Source organism: Corynebacterium sphenisci DSM 44792, from assembly GCF_001941505.1.
Classification (GTDB): Bacteria; Actinomycetota; Actinomycetes; order Mycobacteriales; family Mycobacteriaceae; genus Corynebacterium; species Corynebacterium sphenisci.
The window spans coordinates 789,733-812,675 of the sequence record NZ_CP009248.1 but is presented as its reverse complement, the minus strand read 5'-3'; the positions used below and the strand labels follow the sequence as shown (position 1 = coordinate 812,675).

Below are 22,943 nucleotides of genomic sequence, written 5' to 3'. Positions count from 1 at the left end.
GTGGGCATGCAACAACTCACCCCGGGCACCATCACCGACGTCGTCTCGGCCTACCGCGGCTGCGCCCCCGAGGATCCGATCCCCCCGGACACCGACCCCGCCACCATCCGGGGCCTGTCCTGGGACATCTGCCGGCTGCACTTCGCCGGCTCCAAGCTCAAGCGCAAGCCCGCCAAACGCGAGCTCGACCGGCTGCACCTGGCCGCCTACCTCTCCGCGCAGGGCCTGGTGCAGGCCGCCTCCCCGCTGCTCACCTCCTTCAACGTGCAGCACTACGACGAGGCCCTGGAGGTGCTGCGCGCCTACGCCAAGGACCTCGTCGAGGTGGACATGGCGAAGTTCCACAAGAAGAAGACCCGCCGGCTGCTGCTCGCCGCCCATGAGGCGGTCTCCCTGGCCCTGCTGCCCAACTCCGGGGGCACCGCCACCGCCGCCTCGAAGACCCTGGTCGGCGTCTTCGGCTGCCTGCCCGGCTTCGACGGGGCCTTCTCCGCGGCGATGCGCGACCTCTCCGAGGACGCCTACTCCGCCTCCACCTTCGTCTGGCCCAACCGCGACGCCCTGGACTTCATCTCCGCCTTCCACGCCGCGCACGCCGAGGAGATCGACGAGCTCGCCGAGGCGATCCGGGTCGTCGACGTGGCCACCGGCGAGTACACCGACATCCCGGTCGGCCGCGCCCGGGTGCTGGAGATGTTCACCGCGGAATGGGCCGCCCGGCTCAACCGGGACTGAGCCCCCGGCCGGCGGCCGCCTAGGTGGCCCCGCCGGCCTCCCCCGCGCCGAGCAGCGGATGCTCGGCGACGAGCTCATGCAGCGGGCCCCCGGAGCGGCCCCGGCCCAGCTCCGAGCGGTACAGCCCGATCCGGTCCACGGTGAAGTCCGGCCCCCGGTAGACCGCCAGCGCGGCGACGATGTCGTCGAACACCGCCGGGGTGCTGCGCCGGCCCCGCCGGGGCCGCGCCGGCGCGGCGCGGCGCTCCGCCCGGGCGCCGAGCCGGGCCACGGTGAGATGCGCCCGGCGCCGGGCGGCCAGCGGATCCCCGGCCCCGCCCGGATCGGCCGGATCGGCGAGATCGGCCATCAGCGCGCGCAGCCGGTCGACCTCCCCGCCCACGCCCATCCACAGGGTGCGCCCGGCGAAGCTGCCCGCCCCGCGCAACCGCAGCCCCAGCGGCGGAACCGCCACCGCCGCGGTGCGCAGCAGCTCCCCCAGCTCCGTGGCCCGGCCATCGGGCTGCTCCCCGTAGAACGCCAGGGTGAGATGCCACTGCTCCGGGTCGGTCCAGCGCAGCATCGGTCCCCGGTCCTCCCGGATCGGGCGCAGCGCCCGCACCAGGTGCTCCCGGACCTCGTCGTCGATTCGGATCGCGGCGAAGAGCCTCATGCCCCCAGGGTAGCGGCGGCATCCGGATGCCGAAGGCCCCCGCGATCCCGGGGTTTTCCCTGTTCATCCGGCTCATCGGCCATCCGATGCTGCGATAATCGGCACCGCCCGCCGGCGGCCGACCCCTCCGGGTCCGGCCGCCGACGCATGCGGGCGCAGCCCGATCCCCGTTCCCGAACCCCGACGGAAGGCCCCCGATGACCCGGCAGGACCACGCAGGCGACGTCCCAACCGAAGAGCCCGGGTGCTTCGCCGCCGCACTGCTCATCCTGCTCGGGCTGGCCGGCCTGATCGCCATCGGCTGGGCCGTGATCGCCGCGCCCGGCTGGCAGGGGAAGACCTCGGGGATCCTGATCGGCCTCGGCCTGTGGGCGCCGGTGGCGGGGATGATCGCCCACGAGAACGCCCACCGCTTCCCCTGGGTCCTGACCATCCTCTACATGCTCGTCCTCATCGGCGGCGGGATCGCGATCCCCGTCTTCCTCGGCCCGCCGCCGGCCCCGGAACCGGTTCCCGTGGCGCCGGCCACGGTGACCACCACCGCGACCACCACCGTCACCCGCACCACGACGGTGACCACCACCCCGGAGGAGGAGGACGATGACGAGATGACCTCCTCCGGGGCGCGCCGGGGCGAGGCCGACCGCCGCCGCCGCTCCTTCGTCGACGTCGACGGGGGGTGGCGGGCATCGGCCGAACCCGCCGCCACCGAGACCCGGGAGCCGGCCGGCACGGGCACGGCCGGCGCCTCCGGCACGGCGGGCGGCTCCGGCGGCTCGGGGACGGCCGGCACCGCCGCCGCGGCCGGCTCCGGAGCCTCCGGCGGCACCGGGGCCCCCGGTACCGGGGCCGGCGCCGCCGCGCCGCCCACCACCGAATCCTCCGGCTACCGGTACTTCCCGAACTGCGCCGCCGCCTGGGACGCCGGCGCGGCGCCGATGGACGAGGGCGATCCCGGCTACCGCCCGGGCCTGGACCGGGACGGCGACGGACGCGCCTGCGAACCCAAGCCCTAACCCCGGGGCAACCCCGGGTGAGGCGGATCGCGCAGTTCACTCGCACTCAGCCCAGGGTGACCTTAGAATTGGCACGACGGACGGCCGGACGGCGGGGTCATCCGCCGGAACACCCCCACCCCCGCCCCGGACCGAAAGGCGCCGCGACCCCCGTGACCACGCCGCCCCTCCTCCCCGACGCCGCCGCCCTCGCCGACGGCCTGCTCGCCGACATCGACCCGAAGGTCGCCGGCATCTGGTCGGCCCCGCAGACCTGGCGCCAGCCCGTGCACACCGTCTACCTGCCCGCGCACCAGCTCGAGGCCGCCGACGCCCCCGCCGATCCCCGGGATCTGCCGCGCATCTGGGGCGAGCGCGCCCTGGCCGCCCTCGGCGATGACCCGGTGGCCGCCGCCCGGGGGCTCGCCGAGGCCGCCGGGGACGCCGAACCGGCCGCGGTGGCGGAGCTGGCGGTGGCGAAGCTGCGCCGCGAGCCGATCGAGGACCTGCGGATCGACTTCGAGGACGGGTTCCCGCAGCGCGGGCTGGCCCCCGCCGAACGGGAGGCCCAGGAGGACCGGCTCGCCGGACTCGCCGCCGGGCTCATCGCCGACTGGCTGGACCCGGCCGGCGCCCCGCCGGGCGCCCCGCCGTTCTGCGGGATCCGCTTCAAGTCCCCCGACCCGGCGGTGCGCCGCCGGGGCCTGCGCACCCTGCTCATCGTGCTCGGCGGACTGCACGAGCGCGGCCTGCTGCGCGCCCTGCTGGACCCCGCCTCCCCCGCCCACGACCCGCGGGCGCTGCGGCTGACCCTGCCGAAGGTGCAGCACCCCGACCAGGTCACCGCCCTGGTGCGGGTGCTCGAGCTCGTCGAGCGCGAATGGGGCCTGGCCGCCGCCGGGGCCCGGATCCCGCTGGAAATCCAGGTGGAGACCCCGCAGGCGATCCTCGGCGAGGACGGGGCGGTCGCCGCCGCCCGGATGATCGGCGCCGCGGGGGGCCGCTGCCTGTCCCTGCACTACGGCACCTACGACTACTCCGCCTTCCTCGGCGTGGACCCGGCCCGGCAGTCGATGGAGCACCCGGTGGCGGACACCGCCAAGGGGCTGCTGCAGGTGGTCGCCCGCGGCCGGGGCGTGGAGCTCTCCGACGGCTCCACCAACCGGATCCCGGTGGGCTCGCCGGAGCAGATGCGCGAGGGCTGGGCGCTGCACCACCGGCTGGTCACCCGGCACCTGGGCCGCGGCATCCGCCAGGGCTGGGACCTGCACCCGAATCAGCTGGTCACCCGGCACCTGGCCACGATCGGCTACTTCCGCGCGGACTGGGCCGGGGCCGCGGCGCGGCTCGCCGACTACGTCACCGGCGCCGGGGGCCGGTTCCTCGACGAGCCGGCCACCGCCAAGGTGCTCGCCGGATTCCTCCGCCGGGCGCACGCCTGCGGGGCGATCACCGACGCCGAACTCGCCCGCGCCGGGGTCGGCGCCGCCGGGCTCGCCGCCCTGGAGGCCACCGGGATCCCGCCGGCGACGGCCCCCGAGACCTCCCCCGCCGGGCGCGACGCGGCCCGGGACGCCCACGAAGACAAGGACCGGTGACCCCATGACCGTGCAGATCCTCCGCGCCCGCCGCGCCATCATCGGCTACCCGGAATTGCGCGAATCCCCGGCGACGGTGGTGGTGCGCGACGGCGTCATCGAGCGCGTCATCGCCGACCACGCCGCCCAGCCGGACCTGGGCCGGGCCGACCGGGAGCGCGCCGACGTCATCGAACTGCCCCCGGGCCAGATCCTGCTGCCCGGGCTGGTGGACACCCACGTGCACGTCAACGAGCCGGGCCGCGCCGAATGGGAGGGCTTCGACTCGGTGACCCGGGCCGCCGCCGCCGGCGGGGTGACCACCCTGCTGGACATGCCGCTGAACTCCATCCCCTCCACCGTGGACGGGGCGGCGCTGGCGCTGAAGCGCGAGATCGCCGCCCCGAAGGCCCGGGTCACCGTGGGCTTCTGGGGCGGGGTGGTGCCCTCCAACATCGGCACCGGGGAACTGCGCCGGCTGTGGGAGGACGGCCGGGTGTTCGGCTTCAAGTGCTTCCTGCTGCACTCCGGGGTCGACGAGTTCCCGCCGCTGACCGCCGAGCAGCTGCACCGGGCGATGACCGAGATCGCCGCCTTCGACGGGCTGATCATCGTGCACGCCGAGGACCCGGACCTCATCGCCGCCGGGGAGCGGCACGCCGCCGCCGAGGGCGGGATCACCAACGTCTACCGCAGCTTCGAGCGCTCCCGGCCGCCGGCCGCGGAGCACCGGGCGATCCGCACCGTGATCGAGGCCGCCGCGGCCACCGGCTGCCGGGCGCATATCCTGCACCTCTCCGACGCCGGCTCCCTGGAGCAGATCCGGCAGGCCCAGGAGCGCGGCATCCGGGTCACCGCGGAGACCTGCCCGCACTACCTCGCCCTGTTCGGCGAGGAGATCCCGGACGGGGCCACCCAGTACAAGTGCTGCCCGCCGATCCGGGACGCGGCGAACCGGGAGCGGCTGTGGGCCGGCCTGGTCGACGGGGTGATCGGCACCGTGGTCTCCGACCACTCCCCCTGCACCGCGGAGCTGAAGCGGTTCGCCGCGCACGGGGACCGGCTGCGCGGCGCCTTCGCGGCGATGGCCGCCGCGGGCAACGACTACGGCGGCGCCGGCGCCGACGGCCGGGGGCACGCGGGCAGCTTCGGCGAGGCCTGGGGCGGGGTGGCCTCGGTGCAGCTGGGGCTGCCGGTGGTGTGGTCCCAGGCCCGGCTGCGCGGGCTGGGGCTGACCGAGGTGGTGCGCTGGATGTGCGCCGAGCCGGCCCGCTGGTGCGGGCTGGGCGACCGGGGCGCGATCGTGCCCGGGGCCCGGGCGGATTTCACCGCGATCAGCGCCGACGAGGCCTTCGTGGTGCTCCCGGAGCGGCTGCACCAGCGCAACAAGGTCACCGCCTACGCGCAGCGCGCCCTGGCCGGGGTGGTGCAGGCGACCTGGATCGGCGGGGAGCTGGTCTACGCCCGCCCCGGCTCCCCGGACGCCGCCGACGCCGAGGTGTTCCCCTCCGGCCCGATGCCGCTGCTGGACCGCCCCGGGGCGGACTGAGCCCGCCCCCGACCCCCGCACCCACCGCATCCGGCGGGGCGACCGACCAGACCCCACCGACCAGGAAGGATCCGACGCATGAGCGCCAGGACAGCAGAGCACGAGTTCGAGAACTACCCCGATTTGGCGGCCCGCGGGCTCGCCGGCTCGGTGATCTGGGCCACCGACGAGTCCTTCGCCGAGCGGGAGAACCTCATCAACGACCATGAGCCGGCCTTCGACCCGGAGCTGTTCGGCAACAAGGGCAAGGTCTACGACGGCTGGGAGACCCGGCGCCGCCGCGGCGCCGAGATCGGCCGGGACGACGCCGCGATCGTGCGCCTGGGCGTGCCCGGGCACATCCGCGGCGTGATCGTGGACACCTCCTGGTTCACCGGCAACTTCCCGCCGGCCTTCGCGGTGCTGGGCACCGCGATCGACGAGTACCTGCCCGCGGAGGAGATCGCCGCCCTGCCCGAGGAGGCCTGGTTCGAGCTGGTCGGGCGCACCGAGGCGCGCGGCGACGCCCGGCATGCGGTGGCGGTGGACCCGGGCTCGGCGGCGGGGTCGCGCCGGGTCACCCACGTGAAGCTGGTGATGATCCCCGACGGCGGGATCGCCCGGCTGCGGGTGCACGGGGTGCCCGCCCCGGATCCGCGGTTCCTCGGCGGCACCGTGGATCTCGCCGCGATCGAGAACGGCGGCCGGGTGGTGGAGTGCTCGAACATGTTCTACTCCTCCCCCAACCAGATGCTCTCCCTGGGCCGCTCCCGCAACATGGGCGGCGGCTGGGAGAACGCCCGCCGCCGCGACGAGGGCAACGACCACGTCACCATCGCCCTGGCCGGGGCGGGGGTGCCGGAGTTCATCGAGGTGGACACCAGCTACTTCGTCTTCAACGCCCCCGGCGAGGTCGCGATCAGCGGCTGGGCGGAGTCCGGCGGCGAACGCGGCCCGGTCGTGGCGCTGGTCGGCCGGCGGCCGGTGCTGCCGGACACCCGGCACCGCTTCGCCGTCGCCGAGGCCGCCCGCGACGCCGAGATCACCCATCTGCGGATCGACGTCTTCCCGGACGGCGGGCTGGCCCGACTGCGGGTGCACGGCCGGCTCACCGGGGCCGCGCTGGCCGAGCTGCGGGCGCGCTGGGATTCCTGATCGGATTCGACTCCGAAATGGTTTTCCGAACGCCTTAACGCGGGTGAAATGATGAGGGTCGACGCAACTCCGAGCTAACCCTACGGTAACCCGGACGTAACATCTGCGAATCAGGATCGTTCTTGAGTGCCAGAGAACGGGGTGCCGCCCTCGTCACCGCCCGTCCGGGCGGCGGGCGCGCACGGCCCGTACGACGAGAGGACGACCGATATGCGCACCAGGGACCGATCCGCGACGCCGCCCGTCGCGGTGCACCCCGTCGACGTCAAGCCGCCGCCGGCGAGGATGTTCATCCTCGGCCTGCAGCATGTCGTCGCCATGTACGCCGGCGCCGTGGCGGTGCCGCTCATCGTCGGCGGCGCGATGGTCGCCGCCGGCAAGCTCGAGCAGACCGACATCCACCACCTCATCGTGGCGGACCTGTTCGTCGCCGGCATCGCCTCCATCATCCAGTCCGTGGGCTTCTGGAAGTTCGGCTCCCGGCTGCCGCTGATCCAGGGCGTGTCCTTCGTCTCCGTGGCCCCGATGATCGCGATCGGCAGCCAGCACGGGGTCACCGCCATCTACGGCGCGGTGATCACCACCGGCCTCATCATGATCGCGCTGTCGCCGGTGTTCTCCCGGATCGTGAAGTACTTCCCCGCCCTGGTCACCGGCACCATCATGACCGTCATCGGGCTGAGCCTGATGAAGGTGCCCGCCGGCTGGATCGTCTCCGCGAAACTGCCCGACTCGCTCACCGGCGGGCTGAACTACCTGCTCGCCCTGGCCACCCTCATCGCCGTGGTGTGCATCCACCGCTTCGCCCCCGCCGGCTGGCGGCCGATGGCCGTGCTCGGCGGGGTGATCATCGGCACCATCCTCGCCCAGCTCGCCGGGGTCACCGACTGGTCCGAGGTCGGCGAGGCGGACTGGATCGGGGTGCCCACCCCCTTCCAGTTCGGCATCCCCACCTTCGAGATCGGCGCCATCTTCACCATGACCATCGTCGGCCTGGTGATCATGACCGAGACCTCCGCGGACATCATCGCGGTCGGCCGGATCACCGGCCGGCCGGCCACCCGCGCCACCCTGGGCAACGGCCTGCGCGCCGACGGCCTGTCCACCATGCTCGGCGGCGTGTTCAACACCTTCCCCTACACCGCCTTCGCGCAGAACGTGGGCCTGGTCAGCCTCTCCGGGGTCTTCTCCCGGTTCGTGGTCACCGCCTCCGGCGTGATCCTGATCGTGCTCGGCCTGCTGCCCAAGCTCGGCGGGGCCGTGGCGGCCATCCCCACCCCGGTGCTCGGCGGCGCCGGCGTCGCCCTGTTCGGCATGATCACCTCCTCCGGGGTCCGCACCCTCAGCCAGGTGGAGTGGAACGAGGTGCGCGCCCTCATCGTCGGCGTGTCCGTGTCCATCGCCCTGCTGCCGGCGATCTCGGTGGGCTTCTACGATTCCCTGGAGGGCGACCTGAACATGGTCCTCGACTCCGGGATCACCATGGGCGCGGTCACCGTGATCGTGCTCAACCTGCTGCTCAACCGGCAGGACGGCGGCCACGTCGACGAGTCCCTGGAGCTCGCCGAGGCGGCCGAGGAGCAGGACCGGCAGGACGCCGCCGACGCCGCCGAGGCCGCCGAGGCGGAGGCCGCCGCGGCCGCCGCCCGGCCGGCACCGGCCGGCGCCGCGGACTGACCCGCTCCCCCGACCCACCCCGACCCCCACCCCACGAGGAGAACCCCGCCCATGAGCAATCCCCAGGACACCGGCCTCGGCGCCTTCAACGCCGCCGACGCCGGGGAGCTGACCGGCCGGCTGGCCGCGATCTTCGCCAGCGAACCGCTGGCCCGCGCCGTCGTCGCCGGCCGGCCCTACGCCGACGCCGACGCCGCCGCGGCGGCCGTGCACGACCGGCTGCGCGCCCTGGACCAGGACGCGGTGCTCGACTCGGTCAACGCCCATCCCCCGATCGGCGCCGCCACCCGGCGCGGATCCCTGTCCGAGGCCGAGCAGGCCGCGGCGAAGGCGGACCCGGCCGCGGAAACCGCGCTGGCCCGGATCGCCGAGCTCAACGAGGTCTACCACGCCCGCTTCGGGCACACCTTCCTCATCCGGGCCGCCGGCCTCGGCGCCGGCGAGATCCTGGCCCGCCTCGAGGAGCGGCTGGGCAACGAGCCCGGGGTGGAGTGGGCGGAGACCGTGGACAACCTCGCCGCCATCGACGAGCTGCGGCTGCGCGGGCTGCTCGACGAGCTCGCCGCCGGCGACCCCGCCCCGGGCGGGCCCTCGCTGTCCACCCACGTGCTGGACACCGCCACCGGCCGGCCTGCCGCGGGGGTGGCCGTGGAGCTGCGGCTGCTGCCCGATGACGCCGACGGGGAGGGCGGGGGGTCCGGGATGGGCGAGCTCATCGCCGCCGGGGTCACCGACGACGACGGCCGGCGCCGGCTCTCCGAGGGCCTGGCCGCCGGGGTGCACCGGCTGCGCTTCGACCTGGACGGCTACTTCGCCGCCGCCGGGGTCCGCGGGCTCTACCCCTGGGCGGACGTGGTCTTCCGGGTGGACGCGGACTCCCCCGGGCACCTGCACATCCCGCTGCTGCTCGCCCCCTACGGCTACTCCACCTACCGGGGCTCCTGAGCCGCGGCCGAGGCCGCCGCCCCCGCCGCGCATGCGGCGGGGGCGGCGTCGTCACGGGGCCCGGGGCGCGCCCGGGGCCCCATGACGGGGGCCGGCCCCGCCCGGGGAAACCCCCGGGCGGGGCCGGCCCGCGCCGCGCCGCCGGCGGCTCAGTACCGCGGGGCCTGCGGGAACCAGGGCTCCCCGGGCTGATGCGGGCCGACGTTGGTGACCTCGATGTTCTCGAAGGCCTGGAAGTCGGCGTAGAAGTCCGGCCAGTTCTCCACCATGATGTCGGCGGCCACCCGGTCCGCGATCCGGGTGATCCCGGCGTAGATGCCGGAGAGCTGGTTGCCGGCCACCCCGTGGGAGGCCCGGGCGCCGGTGGAGAAGTGGAACAGCCGCGGGATGTAGGCCCGCGCGGCCTCGCCGGCATCCTCCTTGGGCAGGAACTGGAAGCCGTCGCCGAGGTAGGGGCAGCGGCCCATCGGGTGGGTCCTCGCCTCCTCGCGGACATCGCTCCACAGCCGGATGTCGTCGACCACCCGCGCCAGCTCCGGGCGCATGCCCAGGTCCACCGCGTAGCCGGTGGCGGAGATGATGAAATCGCACTCGAGGGTGTGGCCGTGGTTGTCGCCGACCCGGAGGTGGCGCTCGGCGCCCTCGCCGACGACCTCCGCGGAGACCACCGTGGTGTTCTCCCGCAGCTCGAAGTTGTCGTGCGCGAAGGCGCGCCACACCGAGGGCTGGGTGGGCGGCTGCGGCAGCCCGCCGTTGAACACGCCGAAGGCCCACTTGTCGTCGTCGGAGAGGGAGAAGAACCGCTCCTGCATGCCGGGGAACTCCATCCAGCGCAGCGAGTTGCGGGTGGCCACCTCGGATTCGCGCTCCACGACGAGCACTTCGGCGGCGCCGTGCTCCAGGGCCATCCCGGCGTTGTCGAAGCCGGAGGCGCCGGCGCCGACGACGAGCACCCGCTTGCCGGCCAGGGCCGGGAAGTCGATGTACTCCTCGGTGTGCGCGCGCAGCTCCTCGGGCAGATCCGCGATGACCGGGGGCACGAAGGGCCCGCCGCCGCCGTCGAGGCCCAGGGAGAACACCACCCGGCGGGCCCGGTAGGTCACCTCGGCGCCGCCGCGGGTGGCCCGGACGGTGAAGTCGCCGCCGGGCTCGGCCGGGGGCTCCACCACGGTGACCGTCGTGTCGAAGTCCACGTCGGCGTCGGTGACCTTGCGGTACCAGACCAGGTACTCGTTCCAGTCCAGGCGGGGCACCAGGCTGATCGACTCCCAGGCGGCGTCGCCGTAGCGGGCCCGGAACCAGCGCTCGGTGTGCAGCGAGGGGATGTCCACCTCGATGCCCTTCATGTTCTTCGGGCTGCGCAGGGTCTGCATCCGCGCGTAGCGCGACCAGCAGCCGACCGCCTCGGGGTGCTCGGGCCCGGCCTCGAGGACCTTCACCCGGCCGATCCGGTGCCGGGATAGGGCGAAGGCGGCGCCCAGGCCGGCCTGCCCGCCGCCGATCACGACGACGTTGTATGCGCCGTCGGCGGGCTCGGGCACCCAGTCGTGGTTGTGCCCGAGGATGCGCATCTCCTCGCGGGCGGCGGCCTCGAGCCGCTCGAGCCGCTCGGCGGCCTCGGCGGGGTCGACGGCCGGCGGGCGGGTGTCCTCCGGGAGGGTGTCGCGAAGGTCCCTCGGGTGCTGGGCGGTGGCGCTCATCTGGTGCTCCTCTGTGCGCGCCCGGGAGCCGGAGCCGGTTCCCGGGGCGGATGGCGGACCGAGGTCATGGCCGAGGCGGTCGTGGCCCCCGACCGGGACGCCGGCTGGGTTGTCGGGATGGCCTGTTGCGCGACCCGGGGGCCGGCAACCATGGCTTACCTAACCCTAAGATCCCGTTATTTACGCCAGGTTACGGGCGCATTAACCCCGGATTTCGCGATTCGGCGATTCCCCCGCGGCATTCACCCCGCGCACCCCGCCGGGATTCACCGGCGGATGCGCCGCACCGCGAATGCGAATAGCGCCCCGGCGACGTTGTGCCACACCGCGGCCACCGCCCCCGGGATCGCCGCCTCCGGGGAGAAGAACTTCGCGCTCATCCCCGAGGACAGCCCCGCCGACTGGGTGGCCACCTCGATCGCGGTGGTGCGCGCCGCCGGCCCGGGCAGCCCGGTGGCCCGGGCGGCGAGGTAGCCCAGCAGGTAGCCGAAGAGGTTGTGCAGCACCACCGCGGCGAAGACGAGCAGCCCCACCGAGGCCAGGGTGGCGGCGTTCTTCGCCACCGCGGGGAAGACCACCCCGCCGATGGCGAGGATGGACAGCCAGGGCAGCGCCGGCAGGATCCGGTCCACCAGGCGATCGGCGAGGATGCGCAGCAGCAGCCCGCCGAAGACCGGGATGAGCACCGTCTGCGCCAGGGTCCAGGCCATGCCCGGCCCGTCCACCGGGGTGCGCTCCCCCGCCAGCAGCAGGGTGATGATCGGGGTGAGCAGCGGGGAGAGCACCGTGGACACGCTGGTCATCGCCACGGACAGGGCCACGTCGCCGCGGGCCAGGTAGGCGATCACGTTGGAGGCGGTGCCGCCGGGCACGCTGCCGAGCACGAGCAGGCCGATGGCCAGCTGCTCGGGCAGGCCGAGCAGCCGGGCCACCGCCACCGCGGCCAGCGGCATGATCACGAACTGGGCGGCCACCCCGATCCCGATCGGCCAGGGCCGCCGGGCCACCTCCCGCAGATCCGGGATGGTCAGGGTCAGGCCCATGCAGAACATGATGATCGCGAGCAGCGGCGTGATGTACGCGCCGAGCGGGGCGAAGGGCGCCGGCACCAGGTAGGCGAGGACGGCGCCGGCGAGGATGAAGGCCGGGAAGGCGAACACCGCCACGGCGGCGGAGCGATCCTCGGCGTCCAGGGTCTTCGGGGCCCGCTGTGCCGCGGGGGCGTCGGAAAGCATGGTCCCAAGATATGGGATGGCCGTCCCATTCCGCGAAACACGCTGGCGGGGCGGGGGATCCGGGGCCGGCAACGCCCGCGGCGGCCCCCGCGAATCTCGCGGGGGCCGCCGGCGGGCGCTGGGCGGGCGGGGGCTAGCGGACCCGCTCCACCTTGCCCAGGGTGGTCACCATCGTGCCCGGATCGCCCTCGCCGCCCTTGAGCACGTAGGCGATGACCCGGCGCTCCACCTCATCGGGGCCGACGTCGTAGCCCTTGGAGACCTCGGCGGTGATCACGGTGCCCTTCGGGCCGACCTCGATCCACGGGTCCTTGACCACCACGTCGACGATGGAGAACTTCGCCGCGATATCGGCCAGGCCCCGGTACTTGACGATCCCCTTGCCGGAGCCGTCCCGGCCATCGGAGACCAGGGTGTAGCCCACCTTGCCCTCCCCGGCGGGCACCGCGCCCTTCTTCGGGGTCACCCCGCCACCGGCGGTTTCCGCGATCTTGTGCAGGGTGGCCACGTCGAAGACCAGGTCCGGGCTCGCCGGCGGCGGGGTGTTCGGCCCCGGCGCCGGGGAGTACGGGATCGGCACGTGCAGCTCCTCGGCGGCGTTGACCGAGCCGGCCGCGGCGTAGACGTAGACGCCCCAGTTGTCGCCGGGGGTCTGCTCCGGCGGATCCACGGTGATGAGCGCGTGGAAGGTGCCGTCGGCGTTCATCGGCTGATGCACCCGGGCGAGCACCCGGCGCATGTTCAGGCCCTTGTCCGGGACCTTCTCCAGGGTGCCCTCGGGCATCACCCAGGCCATCCGGTCATGGGGGTGCGCGCGGTTCTCGGAGGGGGCGTCCTCGCTGGGCTTCCAGTGATCCGGGAAGGCGCTGTAGAGCACGTACACCCCGTTCGGGGTGCCCGGCGGGATGGGCAGCGGGAAACCGCCCTTGTTCGCCTCCGGATCGAAGCCGGCGCCGTGCACGAGCAGCTGGTCGCCGCGGTGCACGGTGCGCCCGGCCACCGGGGAGCCGTCCGGCATGGTCACCGTGATCGAGGGGTTCTCCACGGTGGTGGACGGGCCCGAGGACCCGGTGGCGATGGGCGAATCGTCGGGGATGGCCGGCGTGGCCGCCGAGGCGGGGGCGGCGCCCAGCGCCAGGGCCACCGCGGCGGCGAGCAGCACGCGGCCGGTGCGGTTGCGGGATCGGTGGGTTGTCATACCCGAATCCTAGATCGCAGGTTTGGCTTACCACCCCCGCATGCGGTGGACCGGGCCCGCCGCCGGCCGCACCCCCGGCCAAGCTGCGACGATGCGGACCTTCCCGGCGCATCGGCGGCGCCGCCGCGGCCGCCGCGGGATGCCGCCGGGGCGGCCGGGATCGCCGAAGCCGCCACCGCGGCCGCTTGGATCGGCTACGTTGCCACCATGACCCAGCAGCGCACGGCCGAATTCCCGGACATCGTCGTCGAGCGGCGGATCGACGCCTCCCCCGAGGCGGTGTGGCGGGTCATCTCCGATCTGCGCGCCATGGGCGAGCGCTCCCCGCAGTGCCGCCGGATGCTCATCCTCGGCGGGGCCCCGAAGGTGGGCACCCGCACCGTCAACATCAACCACCGGGGTCTGTTCCACTGGCCGACCACCGCCCGGATCACCGCCTGGGAGCCGAACCGCCGGCTGGCCTTCCGGGTGGCGGAGAACCACACCGTGTGGAGCTACGAGCTCGAGCCCGACGGGGACGGCACCCGCGTCACCGAGCGGCGCAGCCGGGACTCCACCACCTGGATCTCGGAGGCGATGGTGAAGCTCTTCCTCGGCGGACCGGAGACCTTCGAGCGGGAGCTGCGCGCCGGGATGACCGCCACCCTCGACCACGTCGCCCGGCGCGCCGAGGCCGGGGCCTGAGCGAGCCTCCCCCGCCGCGCCCCGGTGCGGCGGGGCGCGGGCGATCCCGTCCCCGGACGCGCCGCGGCCCGCGCCGGGGGCGCCCCGCGGGCGCCCCCGGCGCGGGCCGGGGCCGGGCGGGAGGGGCCTAGACGCGGTCGCCGGGGCGGCCGCGGAACTCCTCCATGGTCGCGTTGACGCCGAGCAGCCCGCAGAAGGCGTCGAACAGCGGCAGCGGCAGCAGCCGGCCGATGTAGACCAGGCGCACCGTCCACGGCAGCAGCACCTGGTGCCGGCCGGCCTCCACCGCGTCGACGAAGGTGCGGGCGACGTCCTCCTGGCGCAGGATCGGGAAGATCCACGGCACCTTAGTCTTCACCCCGTCGAACATGCCGGTGTCGACGTAGAAGGGGCACAGGGACAGGGTGTTGACGCGGTGCTTGCGCCGCTTCATCTCCACCCGCAGCGACTCGGTGAAGCCGATCGCCGCCCACTTGGAGGCGGAGTAGTCGGTCTGCTTGGCCACGCCGACCACGCCCGCGGCGCTGGCGGTGACCACCACGGTGCCCCGGTCGCGCTCCACCATGCCCTTGAGGAAGGGCCGGGTGACGATGTAGAGCGAGCGCACGTTGACGTCCAGGGTGCGGTCCACCGACTCCTGGGTGTTGTCCAGGAAGTCCCGGCCGGAGACCACCCCGGCGTTGTTGAACAGGATGTCGACGTCGCCGGCGATCTCCGCGGCGGCCTCCACGGCCTCCTGGTCGGTGACGTCGACGACCTGGTACTCGGCGGCGCCGCCGGCGGCGTTGATGGTCGCCGCGGTCTCCGCGGCGCGCTCCTCGGACAGGTCCCAGATGATCACCTTCGCCGCGCCGCGGTCGGCGCATTCGATGGCCATCAGCCGGCCGATGCCGGAGCCGGCGCCGGTGACCAGCACCCGGTGGCCCCGGATCGGCATCTTGTACTTGGTGGGGAGCAGCTTGCCGGTGCTGCGCCGGATGGTGTCGACGATGCTCATGTGCACGTCCCTCCCGCCGGCGTCGCCGGCGTGGTCGGTGGTGGATACGGTTGCCTCGTTGAGGCTAATCGTCCGGGCGCCCCCGCGTAACCCCTACCGCGGAAACCGTCCGCCCGGTAGCCTTCCGGAAATGAGGATCCCCCTGCCCCGCCGCTCCCCCCGTACCCGCCCCGCACCCCACCCCGACGCCGGCCGCCGGGTGCTCATCACCGGCGCCGCCTCCGGCCTCGGCCTGGAGTTCACCAGGATCTGGGCCGCCCGCGGCGCGGAGGTCATCGCCACCGACGTGCACGACGCCGCCCCGGCGGAGCTCGCCGCCGTCGCCGGGGACGTCCGCTACCGCCGCCTGGACGTCACCGACCCGGCGGACTGGGCCGCCGCCCGCGCCGACCTGGGCGGGCTGGACATCCTGGTCTCCAACGCCGGGATCGCCGCCGGCGGCCGGATCGACGTGACCAGCCTCGCCGAATGGCGCCGGATCCTGGACATCAACCTGATGGGCGCGGTGCACGGCTGCCGGGAGCTCACCCCGGTGCTCGCCGACGGCGGCCGGATCGTGCTCACCGCCTCGGCGGCCGGGCTGGTGCACGCGCCGCTGATGAGCGCCTACAACGTCACCAAGGCCGCGCTGGTCGCCCTCGGCGAGACCCTGGCCATCGAACTGGCCCCGCGGGACATCACGGTCACCGCGGTCTGCCCCTTCTTCTTCCGCTCCAACCTGTCGGACTCCCTGGCCGAGGAGGACCCGATCGCCACCGCGATGGCGCAGCGGATGCTGCACGGCACCCACCTGAGCAGCGCCACGGTGGCCCGCCGGGCGATGCGCGGCATCGACGCCGGCCGGGTGGTGGCGCTCACCGACGGCTACGGCGGCGCCGGCTGGTACCTGCGCCGGCTGGCCCGCTGGGCCTATCTGCCGCTGATGCGCACCGCCACCCGGCGGCGCCGGGCCCGGCTGCTCGCCCGCGGCGGGCAATAGCCCCGATCGACGGCGGCGCCCGCGGCGGCCCGGACGGGGCCGCCGCGGGCGCCGCGCGGGATCGGCCCGGCTAGGCCAGGATGTTCCGCCCGGTCTCCGCGTCGAAGACGCTGATCTTCGCCGGGTCGAACCACAGGGTCGCCGGGGTGCGCCGGCGCACCCCGGACTCCGCGGACAGCCGCGCCACCATGGAGGCGGTCTGCCCCTCCGGCAGATCCGCGTTGGCCAGCGCGCCCACCTGCTCGGCGGCGTCGCCCCCGGGCGGGGTGAAGTGCGCGAACTTGTCGGAGCCCATCGACTCCAGCACGTCGACGTCGACGTCGACCAGCACCCCCGAGGGCTTGACCTCCTCGTCGACCAGGGCGGCGTCCTCGAAGGCCTCCGGGCGCACGCCCACGATGACCTCCCGCTCGCCGGCGGCCGCGGCGGCCTCGCGCAGCCGGTCCGGCAGCGGGATCTCGCCCAGGCCGGTCTCGGCGACGCCGCCGCGCAGCCGCCCGGCGGTGAAGTTCATCGCCGGGGAGCCGATGAACCCGGCGACGAAGACGTTCACCGGCCGGTCGTAGAGCTCCTGGGGTTCGCCGACCTGCTGGATCACCCCGCCCTTCATCACCACCACCCGGTCGCCGAGGGTCATCGCCTCGGTCTGGTCGTGGGTGACGTAGACGGTGGTCACCCCCAGGTCGGCCTGCAGTCGGGCGATTTCGGCGCGCATCTGCACCCGTAGCTTCGCGTCCAGGTTGGACAGCGGCTCGTCCATGAGGAAGACCTTCGGCCGGCGCACGATCGCCCGGCCCATGGCCACCCGCTGGCGCTGCCCGCCGGAGAGGTTCGAGGGCTTGCGGTCCAGGTAGTCGTCCAGGTCCAGGATCCGGGAGGCCTCGGCGACCTTCTCCTCGATCTCCTTCTTCGGCACCTTGGCGAGCCGCAGCGGGAACTCGATGTTCTCCCGGACGCTCATATGCGGGTACAGCGCGTAGGACTGGAAGACCATCGCGATGTCCCGCTCCTTCGGGGCCACGTCATTGACCCGGCGGCCGTCGATGAGCAGATCGCCCTCGGTGATGTCCTCCAGGCCAGCGATCATGTTCAGGGTGGTGGATTTTCCGCAGCCGGAGGGCCCCACCAGGATGATGAACTCGCCGTCGGCGATGTCCAGGTCCGCCGAATCGACGCCCACGGCGCCGTCCGGGAACCTCTTGCACACGTTCTTGAGCTGGATCTCGGCCATGGTTTTACCCCTTCACTGCGCCGGAGGTCAGCCCGGCGACGATACGGCGTTGGAAGATGACGACGAAGACGATGATCGGGATGGTGATCACGATCGCGGCGGCGGCGATGGAGCCGGTGGGCTCCTCGAACTGGGAGGAGCCGGTGAAGTTCGCCATCGCCGCCGGGGCGGTGCGCGCGGCCTCGGTGGAGGTCAGCGACACCGCGAGCAGGAAATCGTTCCAGGCGAAGATGAACACCAGGATCGCGGCGGTGACGATGCCCGGGATCGCCAGCGGCGCGATGACCTTCCGGAAGGCCTGGAAGGGCGTGGCGCCGTCCATCTGCGCGGCCTTCTCCAGCTCCCAGGGGATCTCCTTGAAGAAGGAGGACAGGATGAAGATGGCCATCGGCAGGGCGAAGGTGATGTAGGGCAGGATGAGCCCCGGCCAGGTGTCGAACAGGCCCACCCTGCGTTCGATGTCGAACAGCGGGGAGACCAGGGACACCTGCGGGAACATCGCGATGAGCAGCGAGATCCCGACGATCAGGTTCTTGCCGGGGAAGTCCAGCCGGGCGATCGCGTAGGCGGCCATGGTGCCGATCAGCACGGCGATCACCGTGGTGATGAGCCCGATGCCGATGGAGTTCACCAGCGCCCGGGTGAATTCGGTGGTCGCGAAGATGCCCCGGTAGTTGTCCAGGGTCCATTCCCGGGGGATGAAGTTGCCGTCGTGCAGGGTGTTGGTGGTCTTGAACGACAGCGAGGCGATCCAGGCCACCGGGACCAGGGCGTAGAGCACCACCGCCACCAGGGCGACGGTCCACCAGGCGCGCTGTTTGGCGCTTGCGTTCGGCATGGCTGATCAGTCCTTCCCCGAGCCCGGCGAGGAGGCGCCGAGCCCCTTGACGAAGACGAATGCGATGACGGCCACGCACAGGAAGATCAGCACCGAAATCGCCGATCCGATGCCCAGGTTGAACGCCTTGAACAGGTTGTCGTAGCCGAGGATGGACACCGAGCCGGTGCCGTTGTTGCCCTTGGTGAGGATGTAGATGTTGTCGAACACCCGGAACGCGTCCAGGGTGCGGAACAGCAGGGCCACCACGATGGAGGACTTCATCAGCGGCAGCGTGATCTTGAACAGCCGCTGCCAGAAGCCGGCCCCGTCGAGCTCCGCGGCGCGCAGCACGTCATCGGGCACCAGGGCCAGGCCCGCGAGCAGCAGCAGCGCCATGAACGGGGTGGTCTTCCACACCTCCGCGCCGACGATGATGAGGATCGAGGGCCACTGCTCGGTCAGGGGCGCGGAGCCGTCCGGCAGCAGGTTCGCCAGGTAGCCGGTGCCCGGGGTCCAGGCGTAGTTCCAGGAGTAGGCCGCGGCCACGGTGACGATGCCGTAGGGCACCAGCACCACGGTGCGCACCACCCCGCGGCCGAAGATCGCCCGGTGCATCACCATGGCGATGGCCAGGCCGAGCACCAGCTCGAAGGCCACCGAGACCACGGTGATGAAGGCGGTGACGCCCAGGGCCTCCCACCAGTAGGGGGAGCTGAGCACCGCGGCGTAGTTGGACAGGCCCACGAACTCCCGGTCCGCGGGGAAGCGCAGGTCGTAGCGCTGCATGGACAGCCACACCGCGTAGAGGATGGGGTAGGCGGTCACCAGCAGCATGAGCACCACCGCGGGCGCGACCAGGGTGAGCCCGAGCCGGCGCTCGGAGCGGGCCCGGTCGGTCTCGTGGCGCCGCCCCCTCTCCGGGGCGGGCGCCGCCGCCTCGCGGCGGGCCACGGCGGTCGCCCCGGCGGGTTCCGGGGCGGGGCTCGGGGCGGTCGGGCCGGCCGCGCGCGTCCCCCGCGCGGCGGCGTCGTCACGTGCGGTCATCAGGGCACCAGTCCTTCCGAATCGACGGCGCGGGCGATTTCCTCGCGCAGGGTCCCCACCAGCTCGGCGGGGTCGATCTCCTCCGGGGGGCTGAGCCGGGAGGCCAGCAGGATGGACACCGACTGGTAGGCCGGCGACTGCGCGCGCACGGCCACGCCGACACGGCGCGGCTCGGGCAGCAGCGCCCGCTCCTCCTCGCCCAGCTCCGCCGGGTCGAGCTTGTTCAGGGATTCGAAGATCTCCCGGTAGAAGGGGTATTCGCGGGTGAACTCCTCGGTGGGCTCGGTGTAGAGGCGGGTCAGGGTGGGCGGCAGCCCGCCGGTGAGCGCGTTGTTGAGCTGGTTCTCCTCATCGCGCAGGCACCGCACCGCCTCGAAGGCGAGCTCGGGGTGCCGCGAGGTCGAGGGCACCGCGATGTTCAGCCCGCCGATGGTCACCTTCGCGGGCTCGCCCTCCCGCATCGCCGGGTACGGCGCCCAGCCCAGGTCCTCGTAGACCTCCTGCGCGCGGGCGTCGCCGTCCTCGGCCTTCTCCTTCACCCCCGCGTAGACGAAGGGGTAGTTGACCTGCATGAAGGCGTCCCCGCGGTCGAAGGCCAGCCGGGCCTGGTTCTCGTCGAGCTGGGAGAACGACGGGTCCTTGGCCGGCGTGGTGCCGAGATCGCGCATGACCTCGAGCGCATCGCGTGCGGCGTCGGTCTCGCCGAGGGTGACGGTGCGCCCGTCCTCGCCGATGATGGAGCCGCCGGCGGATTCCACCAGGGAGTTGAACCAGACCACCACGCCCTCGAACTGGGCGGCCTGCACCCCCGCGTAGGAGGGCCTGCCCTCCTCGTGCAGCCGGTCGCCGAGGGCGACCAGCTCCGGCCAGGTGCGCGGGGCCTCCCCGCCGGGCATGAGCGACTTGCGGTACCAGAGCAGCTGGGTGTTGGTGTTCAGCGGCGCCGCGTAGAGGGTGTCGTCCCAGGTGGCGGTCTCCAGCGGACCGCTCATGGTGCCCTCCCGGACGTCGGCGGCGAGGTCCTCGGGCAGCGGCAGCGCCCAGCCGGCCTCGGCGAACTCGGGGGTCCAGGTCACGTCCAGGCCCATGATGTCGAAGGAGTCGTCCCCGCCGACGATCCGGCGGGCCAGCTGCAGGCGCTGGTCGTCGGTCTGCTTGGCGGAGATGTCGTAGTCGATGCGGTAGCGGCCGCCGGAGGCCTCGGTGCAGCGCTGCGCGGCCTCGGTGTACTGGTCCACGCCGTCGGCGGGACCCATGAAGCGCAGGGTCACCGGCCCGGCGTCCTCGGCGCCGCAGCCGGCCAGCGGCGCGGCGGCCAGGGCCAGGGAGAGGATCAGGGCCGCGGTGCGGCGGGGGCGGCCCGCGCGGGATGCGCGGGGGGAGCGCGTCATGGGGCATCAGCTCCTTTTCGGCCCCTTGCCGGGCAACGGGCCACGACGATTCGGTGTATGTGATTCAGCCGACATCCGAGGGTATCACCGAATCACCGTCCGGATACCCGCGATCGGGGGGCCGGGATCACCCCCGTGGCACCAAGCGCACCCGTCCCACGCTGGGCGGACGTAGGATCGGCGCATGTTCCCCCGCATCGGAAAACGCATGCCGCGCGGCCAGAGGGTCCTCATCACCGGGGGCGCCTCCGGTCTCGGCCTGGCCCTGACCACCCGCTTCGTCGAACGCGGTGACCGGGTCATCGTCGCCGATCTGCACGACACCGCCCCGGCGGAGGTCGCCGCCCTCGGCTCGGCGGTGGAGTACCGCAGGCTGGACGTCACCTCCGACGCCGACTGGGCCGCCGCCGCCGAGGAGATCGACTCCCTCGACGTGCTGGTGCTCAACGCCGGGGTCGCCGTGGGCGGCCGGATCGAGACGGTGTCCATGGAGACCTGGCAACGGGTGGTGGACATCAACATGCTCGGCGTGGTCCGCGGCGCGCGCACCATGGCCCCGAAACTCGCCGACGGGGGCCGGATCGCGATCACCTCCTCGGTGATGGGGCTCATCCACCCCGGCTTCATGGCCACCTACAACGCCACCAAGGCGGCCACCGTGGCCATCGGCGAGACCCTGCACCATGAGCTCTCCCACCGGGGCATCTCCGCGACCACCATCTGCCCCCAGTTCTTCCGCACCCCGCTGGTGCACTCCCTGGCCACCGACGATGAGCCGGTGAACTACGTGGCCCGGATCCTGATGACCCGGACCTGGCTCACCGTCGACGCCGTCGCCGACCGGGCGATGGCCGCCATCGAGCGCCGGCGGGTGGTGGTCACCCCCGATGCCGCGGCGACCTTCACCTGGTACTCCAAGCGCTTCGCGCGCCCGGCGTACCTGCTGGTGCAGCGGCTGTCCATGGTCGGCGCCCGGGCGCTGATGCGCCGGAAGTTCCCCGCCGAGCGCTGAGCCCGCCCGCGGCGGGCGCGGTTCAGCGCCGCGCCGCCGGCGCGGCCGCGCCCGCGAGGAAGCAGGCCGCCAGCGCCACCACGCAGCCCACCGCGGGCGCCACGCCGCCGGCGAGCATCGGCAGGTTCGCCACCGAGATCGCCAGCACCGCGACCAGGCCCGCCGCCCCCGCCGCCGGGGCGGCCAGCCACGCCGCGGGGCCGCGCCGGCCGAAGAAGGCCAGCACCGCCACGCAGGTCAGGGTCATCATCACGATCACGCCCACCGCCCCCGCGCCGGAGTACCAGGTGTAGATCTGGGTGACCGGCTCCAGGCCCAGCGCCGCGGAGGCCGCCACGATCGCCGAGGTCGCCGCCGAGGCCCAGGCCGAGGCCCGCGAGGGCGCCCGGTGCGCCGGGTGCACCTCGCCGAGGGCCCGCGGCAGCACCCCGCGCTCCCCCAGGGTGAACAGGTAGCGGGAGACGATGTTGTGGAAGGACAGCATGCAGGCGAACATCGAGGTCACCACCAGTACCCGGAACACGTCCGCGGCCACCGGGGCGATAACCGATCCGGCCAGCTCCAGCACCACGTTCTCCGGATCCGCGGCACTGGCCGCGACCACCGAATCCACCCCGAGCCCGGAGGCGACCAACCAGGCGGAGACCGCGTAGAGCACCCCGATGAGGCCCACCGCGGCATAGGTCGCCCGCGGGATGGTGCGCTCCGGATCCCGGGCCTCGTGCCGGAACACCGCGGTGGCCTCGAAGCCGAAGAAGCCGAGGAAGGCGAAGAGCAGGCCCAGCCCCGGCGCCCCGTGCAGCGCCTCCGCCGGGGAGAAGGGGACGGCCGACAGCTCCCGCCCGGAGGCGAGCACCCCCAGGTCCAGGGCCACCACGGCGAGCAGCTCCGCGACCAGCACGGTGCCCAGCACCCTGGCGCTGAGCTCGATGTCCCGGTAGCCGAGGCCCCCGACGACGGCGAGCATCACCGCGGACACCGCCCACCACGGCGGATGCGGGCCGCCGAGGGCGGCCAGCAGATTGCCGGCCTGCACCCCCAGGTAGCAGGTCATGGACACGGTGAGCAGGACGTAGGACAGCAGCGCCACCCCGGCGGTGCCCAGGCCCATCCGCCGGCCCAGCGCCCGGTCCACGTAGGAGTAGAAGGCCCCGGCGTCGGGCACCTCGGGGGTCATCCGGGTGAAGCCGACGGAGAACAGCAGCAGGATCACCGCCGCGGCGAGCACCATCAGCGGCGCCCCGGCGGAGCCGGACTCCATGAAGACGATGGGGAAGTTCGCGGCGACGACGGTGATCGGGGCGGCGGCGGCGAGCACCATGAACACGATGCCGACCACGCCGAGGCCCCGGTGCAGGGAGGGTTCCACGCCGCCAGCTTAGGCCGCC

At 73.5% G+C, this 22,943-nt stretch carries 20 protein-coding genes; 10 read left to right on the top strand and 10 right to left on the bottom strand.

Features of this window, described 5'->3' with window-relative positions; all coding sequences use genetic code 11:
* Positions 1 to 6 precede the first annotated feature (6 nt).
* Positions 7 to 735 (top strand): hypothetical protein, encoded by a 729-nt coding sequence (locus CSPHI_RS03695; RefSeq protein ID WP_075691553.1) that lies wholly within the window; start codon positions 7 to 9, stop codon positions 733 to 735.
* 19 nt (positions 736 to 754) lie between these two features.
* Here the strand turns inward: CSPHI_RS03695 and thpR are convergent, their stop codons facing one another.
* Positions 755 to 1,387 (bottom strand): RNA 2',3'-cyclic phosphodiesterase, encoded by a 633-nt coding sequence (gene thpR / locus CSPHI_RS03690; protein WP_075691552.1) that lies wholly within the window; start codon positions 1,385 to 1,387, stop codon positions 755 to 757.
* Between the two features lie 197 nt (positions 1,388 to 1,584).
* Between thpR and CSPHI_RS12625 the strand changes: the two genes are divergently transcribed.
* The 6 genes from CSPHI_RS12625 to uraH all read left to right on the top strand — a co-directional run bounded on the left by CSPHI_RS12625 (position 1,585) and on the right by uraH (position 9,264).
* On the top strand, positions 1,585 to 2,403 hold the full coding sequence (locus CSPHI_RS12625) for an excalibur calcium-binding domain-containing protein (RefSeq protein WP_075691551.1): 819 nt from the start codon (positions 1,585 to 1,587) through the stop codon (positions 2,401 to 2,403).
* A 152-nt stretch (positions 2,404 to 2,555) separates the two neighbouring features.
* Positions 2,556 to 3,980 carry a DUF6986 family protein gene (locus CSPHI_RS03680; protein WP_075691550.1) on the top strand — a complete coding sequence of 475 codons (1,425 nt, stop codon included), beginning with the start codon at positions 2,556 to 2,558 and terminating at the stop codon, positions 3,978 to 3,980.
* A gap of 4 nt (positions 3,981 to 3,984) precedes the next feature.
* On the top strand, positions 3,985 to 5,508 hold the full coding sequence (allB, locus tag CSPHI_RS03675) for an allantoinase AllB (RefSeq protein WP_075691549.1): 1,524 nt from the start codon (positions 3,985 to 3,987) through the stop codon (positions 5,506 to 5,508).
* A 78-nt stretch (positions 5,509 to 5,586) separates the two neighbouring features.
* Positions 5,587 to 6,642, top strand: coding sequence for an allantoicase (gene alc, locus CSPHI_RS03670; RefSeq protein ID WP_075691548.1), 1,056 nt, complete (start codon positions 5,587 to 5,589; stop codon positions 6,640 to 6,642).
* A gap of 210 nt (positions 6,643 to 6,852) precedes the next feature.
* Positions 6,853 to 8,319: a nucleobase:cation symporter-2 family protein gene (locus CSPHI_RS03665; protein ID WP_075691547.1), complete on the top strand. Its 1,467-nt coding sequence runs from the start codon at positions 6,853 to 6,855 to the stop codon at positions 8,317 to 8,319.
* Positions 8,320 to 8,370: 51 nt separating this feature from the next.
* Entirely contained in the window at positions 8,371 to 9,264 is an 894-nt protein-coding gene (uraH, locus tag CSPHI_RS12760; protein ID WP_075691546.1) for a hydroxyisourate hydrolase, read from the top strand.
* A gap of 149 nt (positions 9,265 to 9,413) precedes the next feature.
* Here the strand turns inward: uraH and CSPHI_RS03655 are convergent, their stop codons facing one another.
* The 3 genes from CSPHI_RS03655 to CSPHI_RS03645 form a co-directional block, all read right to left on the bottom strand.
* Complete coding sequence (locus CSPHI_RS03655) at positions 9,414 to 10,964, bottom strand: NAD(P)-binding domain-containing protein (RefSeq protein ID WP_075691545.1); 1,551 nt, start codon at positions 10,962 to 10,964, stop codon at positions 9,414 to 9,416.
* Between the two features lie 266 nt (positions 10,965 to 11,230).
* A complete protein-coding gene (locus CSPHI_RS03650) occupies positions 11,231 to 12,199 on the bottom strand; it encodes a bile acid:sodium symporter family protein (protein ID WP_075691544.1) in 969 nt (322 codons plus the stop codon).
* Positions 12,200 to 12,332: 133 nt separating this feature from the next.
* On the bottom strand, positions 12,333 to 13,397 hold the full coding sequence (locus tag CSPHI_RS03645; RefSeq protein ID WP_075691543.1) for an HtaA protein: 1,065 nt from the start codon (positions 13,395 to 13,397) through the stop codon (positions 12,333 to 12,335).
* Between the two features lie 207 nt (positions 13,398 to 13,604).
* Between CSPHI_RS03645 and CSPHI_RS03640 the strand changes: the two genes are divergently transcribed.
* Complete coding sequence (locus CSPHI_RS03640; RefSeq protein WP_075691542.1) at positions 13,605 to 14,081, top strand: SRPBCC family protein; 477 nt, start codon at positions 13,605 to 13,607, stop codon at positions 14,079 to 14,081.
* Positions 14,082 to 14,208: 127 nt separating this feature from the next.
* Here the strand turns inward: CSPHI_RS03640 and CSPHI_RS03635 are convergent, their stop codons facing one another.
* On the bottom strand, positions 14,209 to 15,078 hold the full coding sequence (locus tag CSPHI_RS03635) for an SDR family oxidoreductase (protein ID WP_075691541.1): 870 nt from the start codon (positions 15,076 to 15,078) through the stop codon (positions 14,209 to 14,211).
* Between the two features lie 130 nt (positions 15,079 to 15,208).
* Here CSPHI_RS03635 and CSPHI_RS03630 point away from each other — a divergent pair, with 130 nt between their 5' ends.
* Positions 15,209 to 16,057, top strand: coding sequence for an SDR family NAD(P)-dependent oxidoreductase (locus tag CSPHI_RS03630; RefSeq protein ID WP_084210222.1), 849 nt, complete (start codon positions 15,209 to 15,211; stop codon positions 16,055 to 16,057).
* Between the two features lie 70 nt (positions 16,058 to 16,127).
* Here CSPHI_RS03630 and CSPHI_RS03625 read toward each other — a convergent pair whose 3' ends face one another.
* From CSPHI_RS03625 to CSPHI_RS03610, 4 genes are read right to left on the bottom strand one after another with little or no spacing between them, the layout of a single operon-like run.
* Positions 16,128 to 17,288 carry an ABC transporter ATP-binding protein gene (locus CSPHI_RS03625; protein ID WP_075691540.1) on the bottom strand — a complete coding sequence of 387 codons (1,161 nt, stop codon included), beginning with the start codon at positions 17,286 to 17,288 and terminating at the stop codon, positions 16,128 to 16,130.
* Between the two features lie 4 nt (positions 17,289 to 17,292).
* On the bottom strand, positions 17,293 to 18,126 hold the full coding sequence (locus CSPHI_RS03620) for a carbohydrate ABC transporter permease (RefSeq protein WP_075691539.1): 834 nt from the start codon (positions 18,124 to 18,126) through the stop codon (positions 17,293 to 17,295).
* A gap of 6 nt (positions 18,127 to 18,132) precedes the next feature.
* Positions 18,133 to 19,152 (bottom strand): carbohydrate ABC transporter permease, encoded by a 1,020-nt coding sequence (locus CSPHI_RS03615; RefSeq protein ID WP_084210221.1) that lies wholly within the window; start codon positions 19,150 to 19,152, stop codon positions 18,133 to 18,135.
* Positions 19,152 to 20,543: an extracellular solute-binding protein gene (locus tag CSPHI_RS03610; RefSeq protein WP_084210220.1), complete on the bottom strand. Its 1,392-nt coding sequence runs from the start codon at positions 20,541 to 20,543 to the stop codon at positions 19,152 to 19,154. The genes CSPHI_RS03615 and CSPHI_RS03610 overlap by 1 nt, the downstream gene beginning before the upstream one ends.
* Positions 20,544 to 20,727: 184 nt before the next feature.
* Between CSPHI_RS03610 and CSPHI_RS03605 the strand changes: the two genes are divergently transcribed.
* Positions 20,728 to 21,555, top strand: a complete 828-nt coding sequence (locus CSPHI_RS03605; RefSeq protein ID WP_075691538.1) for an SDR family NAD(P)-dependent oxidoreductase — start codon at positions 20,728 to 20,730, stop codon at positions 21,553 to 21,555.
* A 22-nt stretch (positions 21,556 to 21,577) separates the two neighbouring features.
* On the opposite strand, the gene CSPHI_RS03600 is transcribed toward CSPHI_RS03605, so the two are convergent.
* Positions 21,578 to 22,924, bottom strand: coding sequence for an APC family permease (locus CSPHI_RS03600; RefSeq protein ID WP_075691537.1), 1,347 nt, complete (start codon positions 22,922 to 22,924; stop codon positions 21,578 to 21,580).
* Between the last annotated feature and the right edge of the window lie 19 nt (positions 22,925 to 22,943).

Excerpts from the sequence above, each read along its gene's own strand:
- CSPHI_RS03655 (WP_075691545.1), bottom strand. The coding sequence starts at position 10,964 with ATGAGCGCCACCGCCCAGCACCCGAGGGACCTTCGCGACACCCTCCCG.
- CSPHI_RS03630 (WP_084210222.1), top strand. The coding sequence starts at position 15,209 with ATGAGGATCCCCCTGCCCCGCCGCTCCCCCCGTACCCGCCCCGCACCC.
- CSPHI_RS03620 (WP_075691539.1), bottom strand. The coding sequence starts at position 18,126 with ATGCCGAACGCAAGCGCCAAACAGCGCGCCTGGTGGACCGTCGCCCTG.
- CSPHI_RS12625 (WP_075691551.1), top strand. The coding sequence starts at position 1,585 with ATGACCCGGCAGGACCACGCAGGCGACGTCCCAACCGAAGAGCCCGGG.
- CSPHI_RS03695 (WP_075691553.1), top strand. The coding sequence starts at position 7 with ATGCAACAACTCACCCCGGGCACCATCACCGACGTCGTCTCGGCCTAC.
- allB (WP_075691549.1), top strand. The coding sequence starts at position 3,985 with ATGACCGTGCAGATCCTCCGCGCCCGCCGCGCCATCATCGGCTACCCG.
- CSPHI_RS03645 (WP_075691543.1), bottom strand. The coding sequence starts at position 13,397 with ATGACAACCCACCGATCCCGCAACCGCACCGGCCGCGTGCTGCTCGCC.
- CSPHI_RS03625 (WP_075691540.1), bottom strand. The coding sequence starts at position 17,288 with ATGGCCGAGATCCAGCTCAAGAACGTGTGCAAGAGGTTCCCGGACGGC.
- CSPHI_RS03665 (WP_075691547.1), top strand. The coding sequence starts at position 6,853 with ATGCGCACCAGGGACCGATCCGCGACGCCGCCCGTCGCGGTGCACCCC.
- thpR (WP_075691552.1), bottom strand. The coding sequence starts at position 1,387 with ATGAGGCTCTTCGCCGCGATCCGAATCGACGACGAGGTCCGGGAGCAC.
- CSPHI_RS03610 (WP_084210220.1), bottom strand. The coding sequence starts at position 20,543 with ATGACGCGCTCCCCCCGCGCATCCCGCGCGGGCCGCCCCCGCCGCACC.
- CSPHI_RS03635 (WP_075691541.1), bottom strand. The coding sequence starts at position 15,078 with ATGAGCATCGTCGACACCATCCGGCGCAGCACCGGCAAGCTGCTCCCC.
- alc (WP_075691548.1), top strand. The coding sequence starts at position 5,587 with ATGAGCGCCAGGACAGCAGAGCACGAGTTCGAGAACTACCCCGATTTG.
- CSPHI_RS03650 (WP_075691544.1), bottom strand. The coding sequence starts at position 12,199 with ATGCTTTCCGACGCCCCCGCGGCACAGCGGGCCCCGAAGACCCTGGAC.
- CSPHI_RS03615 (WP_084210221.1), bottom strand. The coding sequence starts at position 19,152 with ATGACCGCACGTGACGACGCCGCCGCGCGGGGGACGCGCGCGGCCGGC.
- uraH (WP_075691546.1), top strand. The coding sequence starts at position 8,371 with ATGAGCAATCCCCAGGACACCGGCCTCGGCGCCTTCAACGCCGCCGAC.
- CSPHI_RS03605 (WP_075691538.1), top strand. The coding sequence starts at position 20,728 with ATGTTCCCCCGCATCGGAAAACGCATGCCGCGCGGCCAGAGGGTCCTC.
- CSPHI_RS03640 (WP_075691542.1), top strand. The coding sequence starts at position 13,605 with ATGACCCAGCAGCGCACGGCCGAATTCCCGGACATCGTCGTCGAGCGG.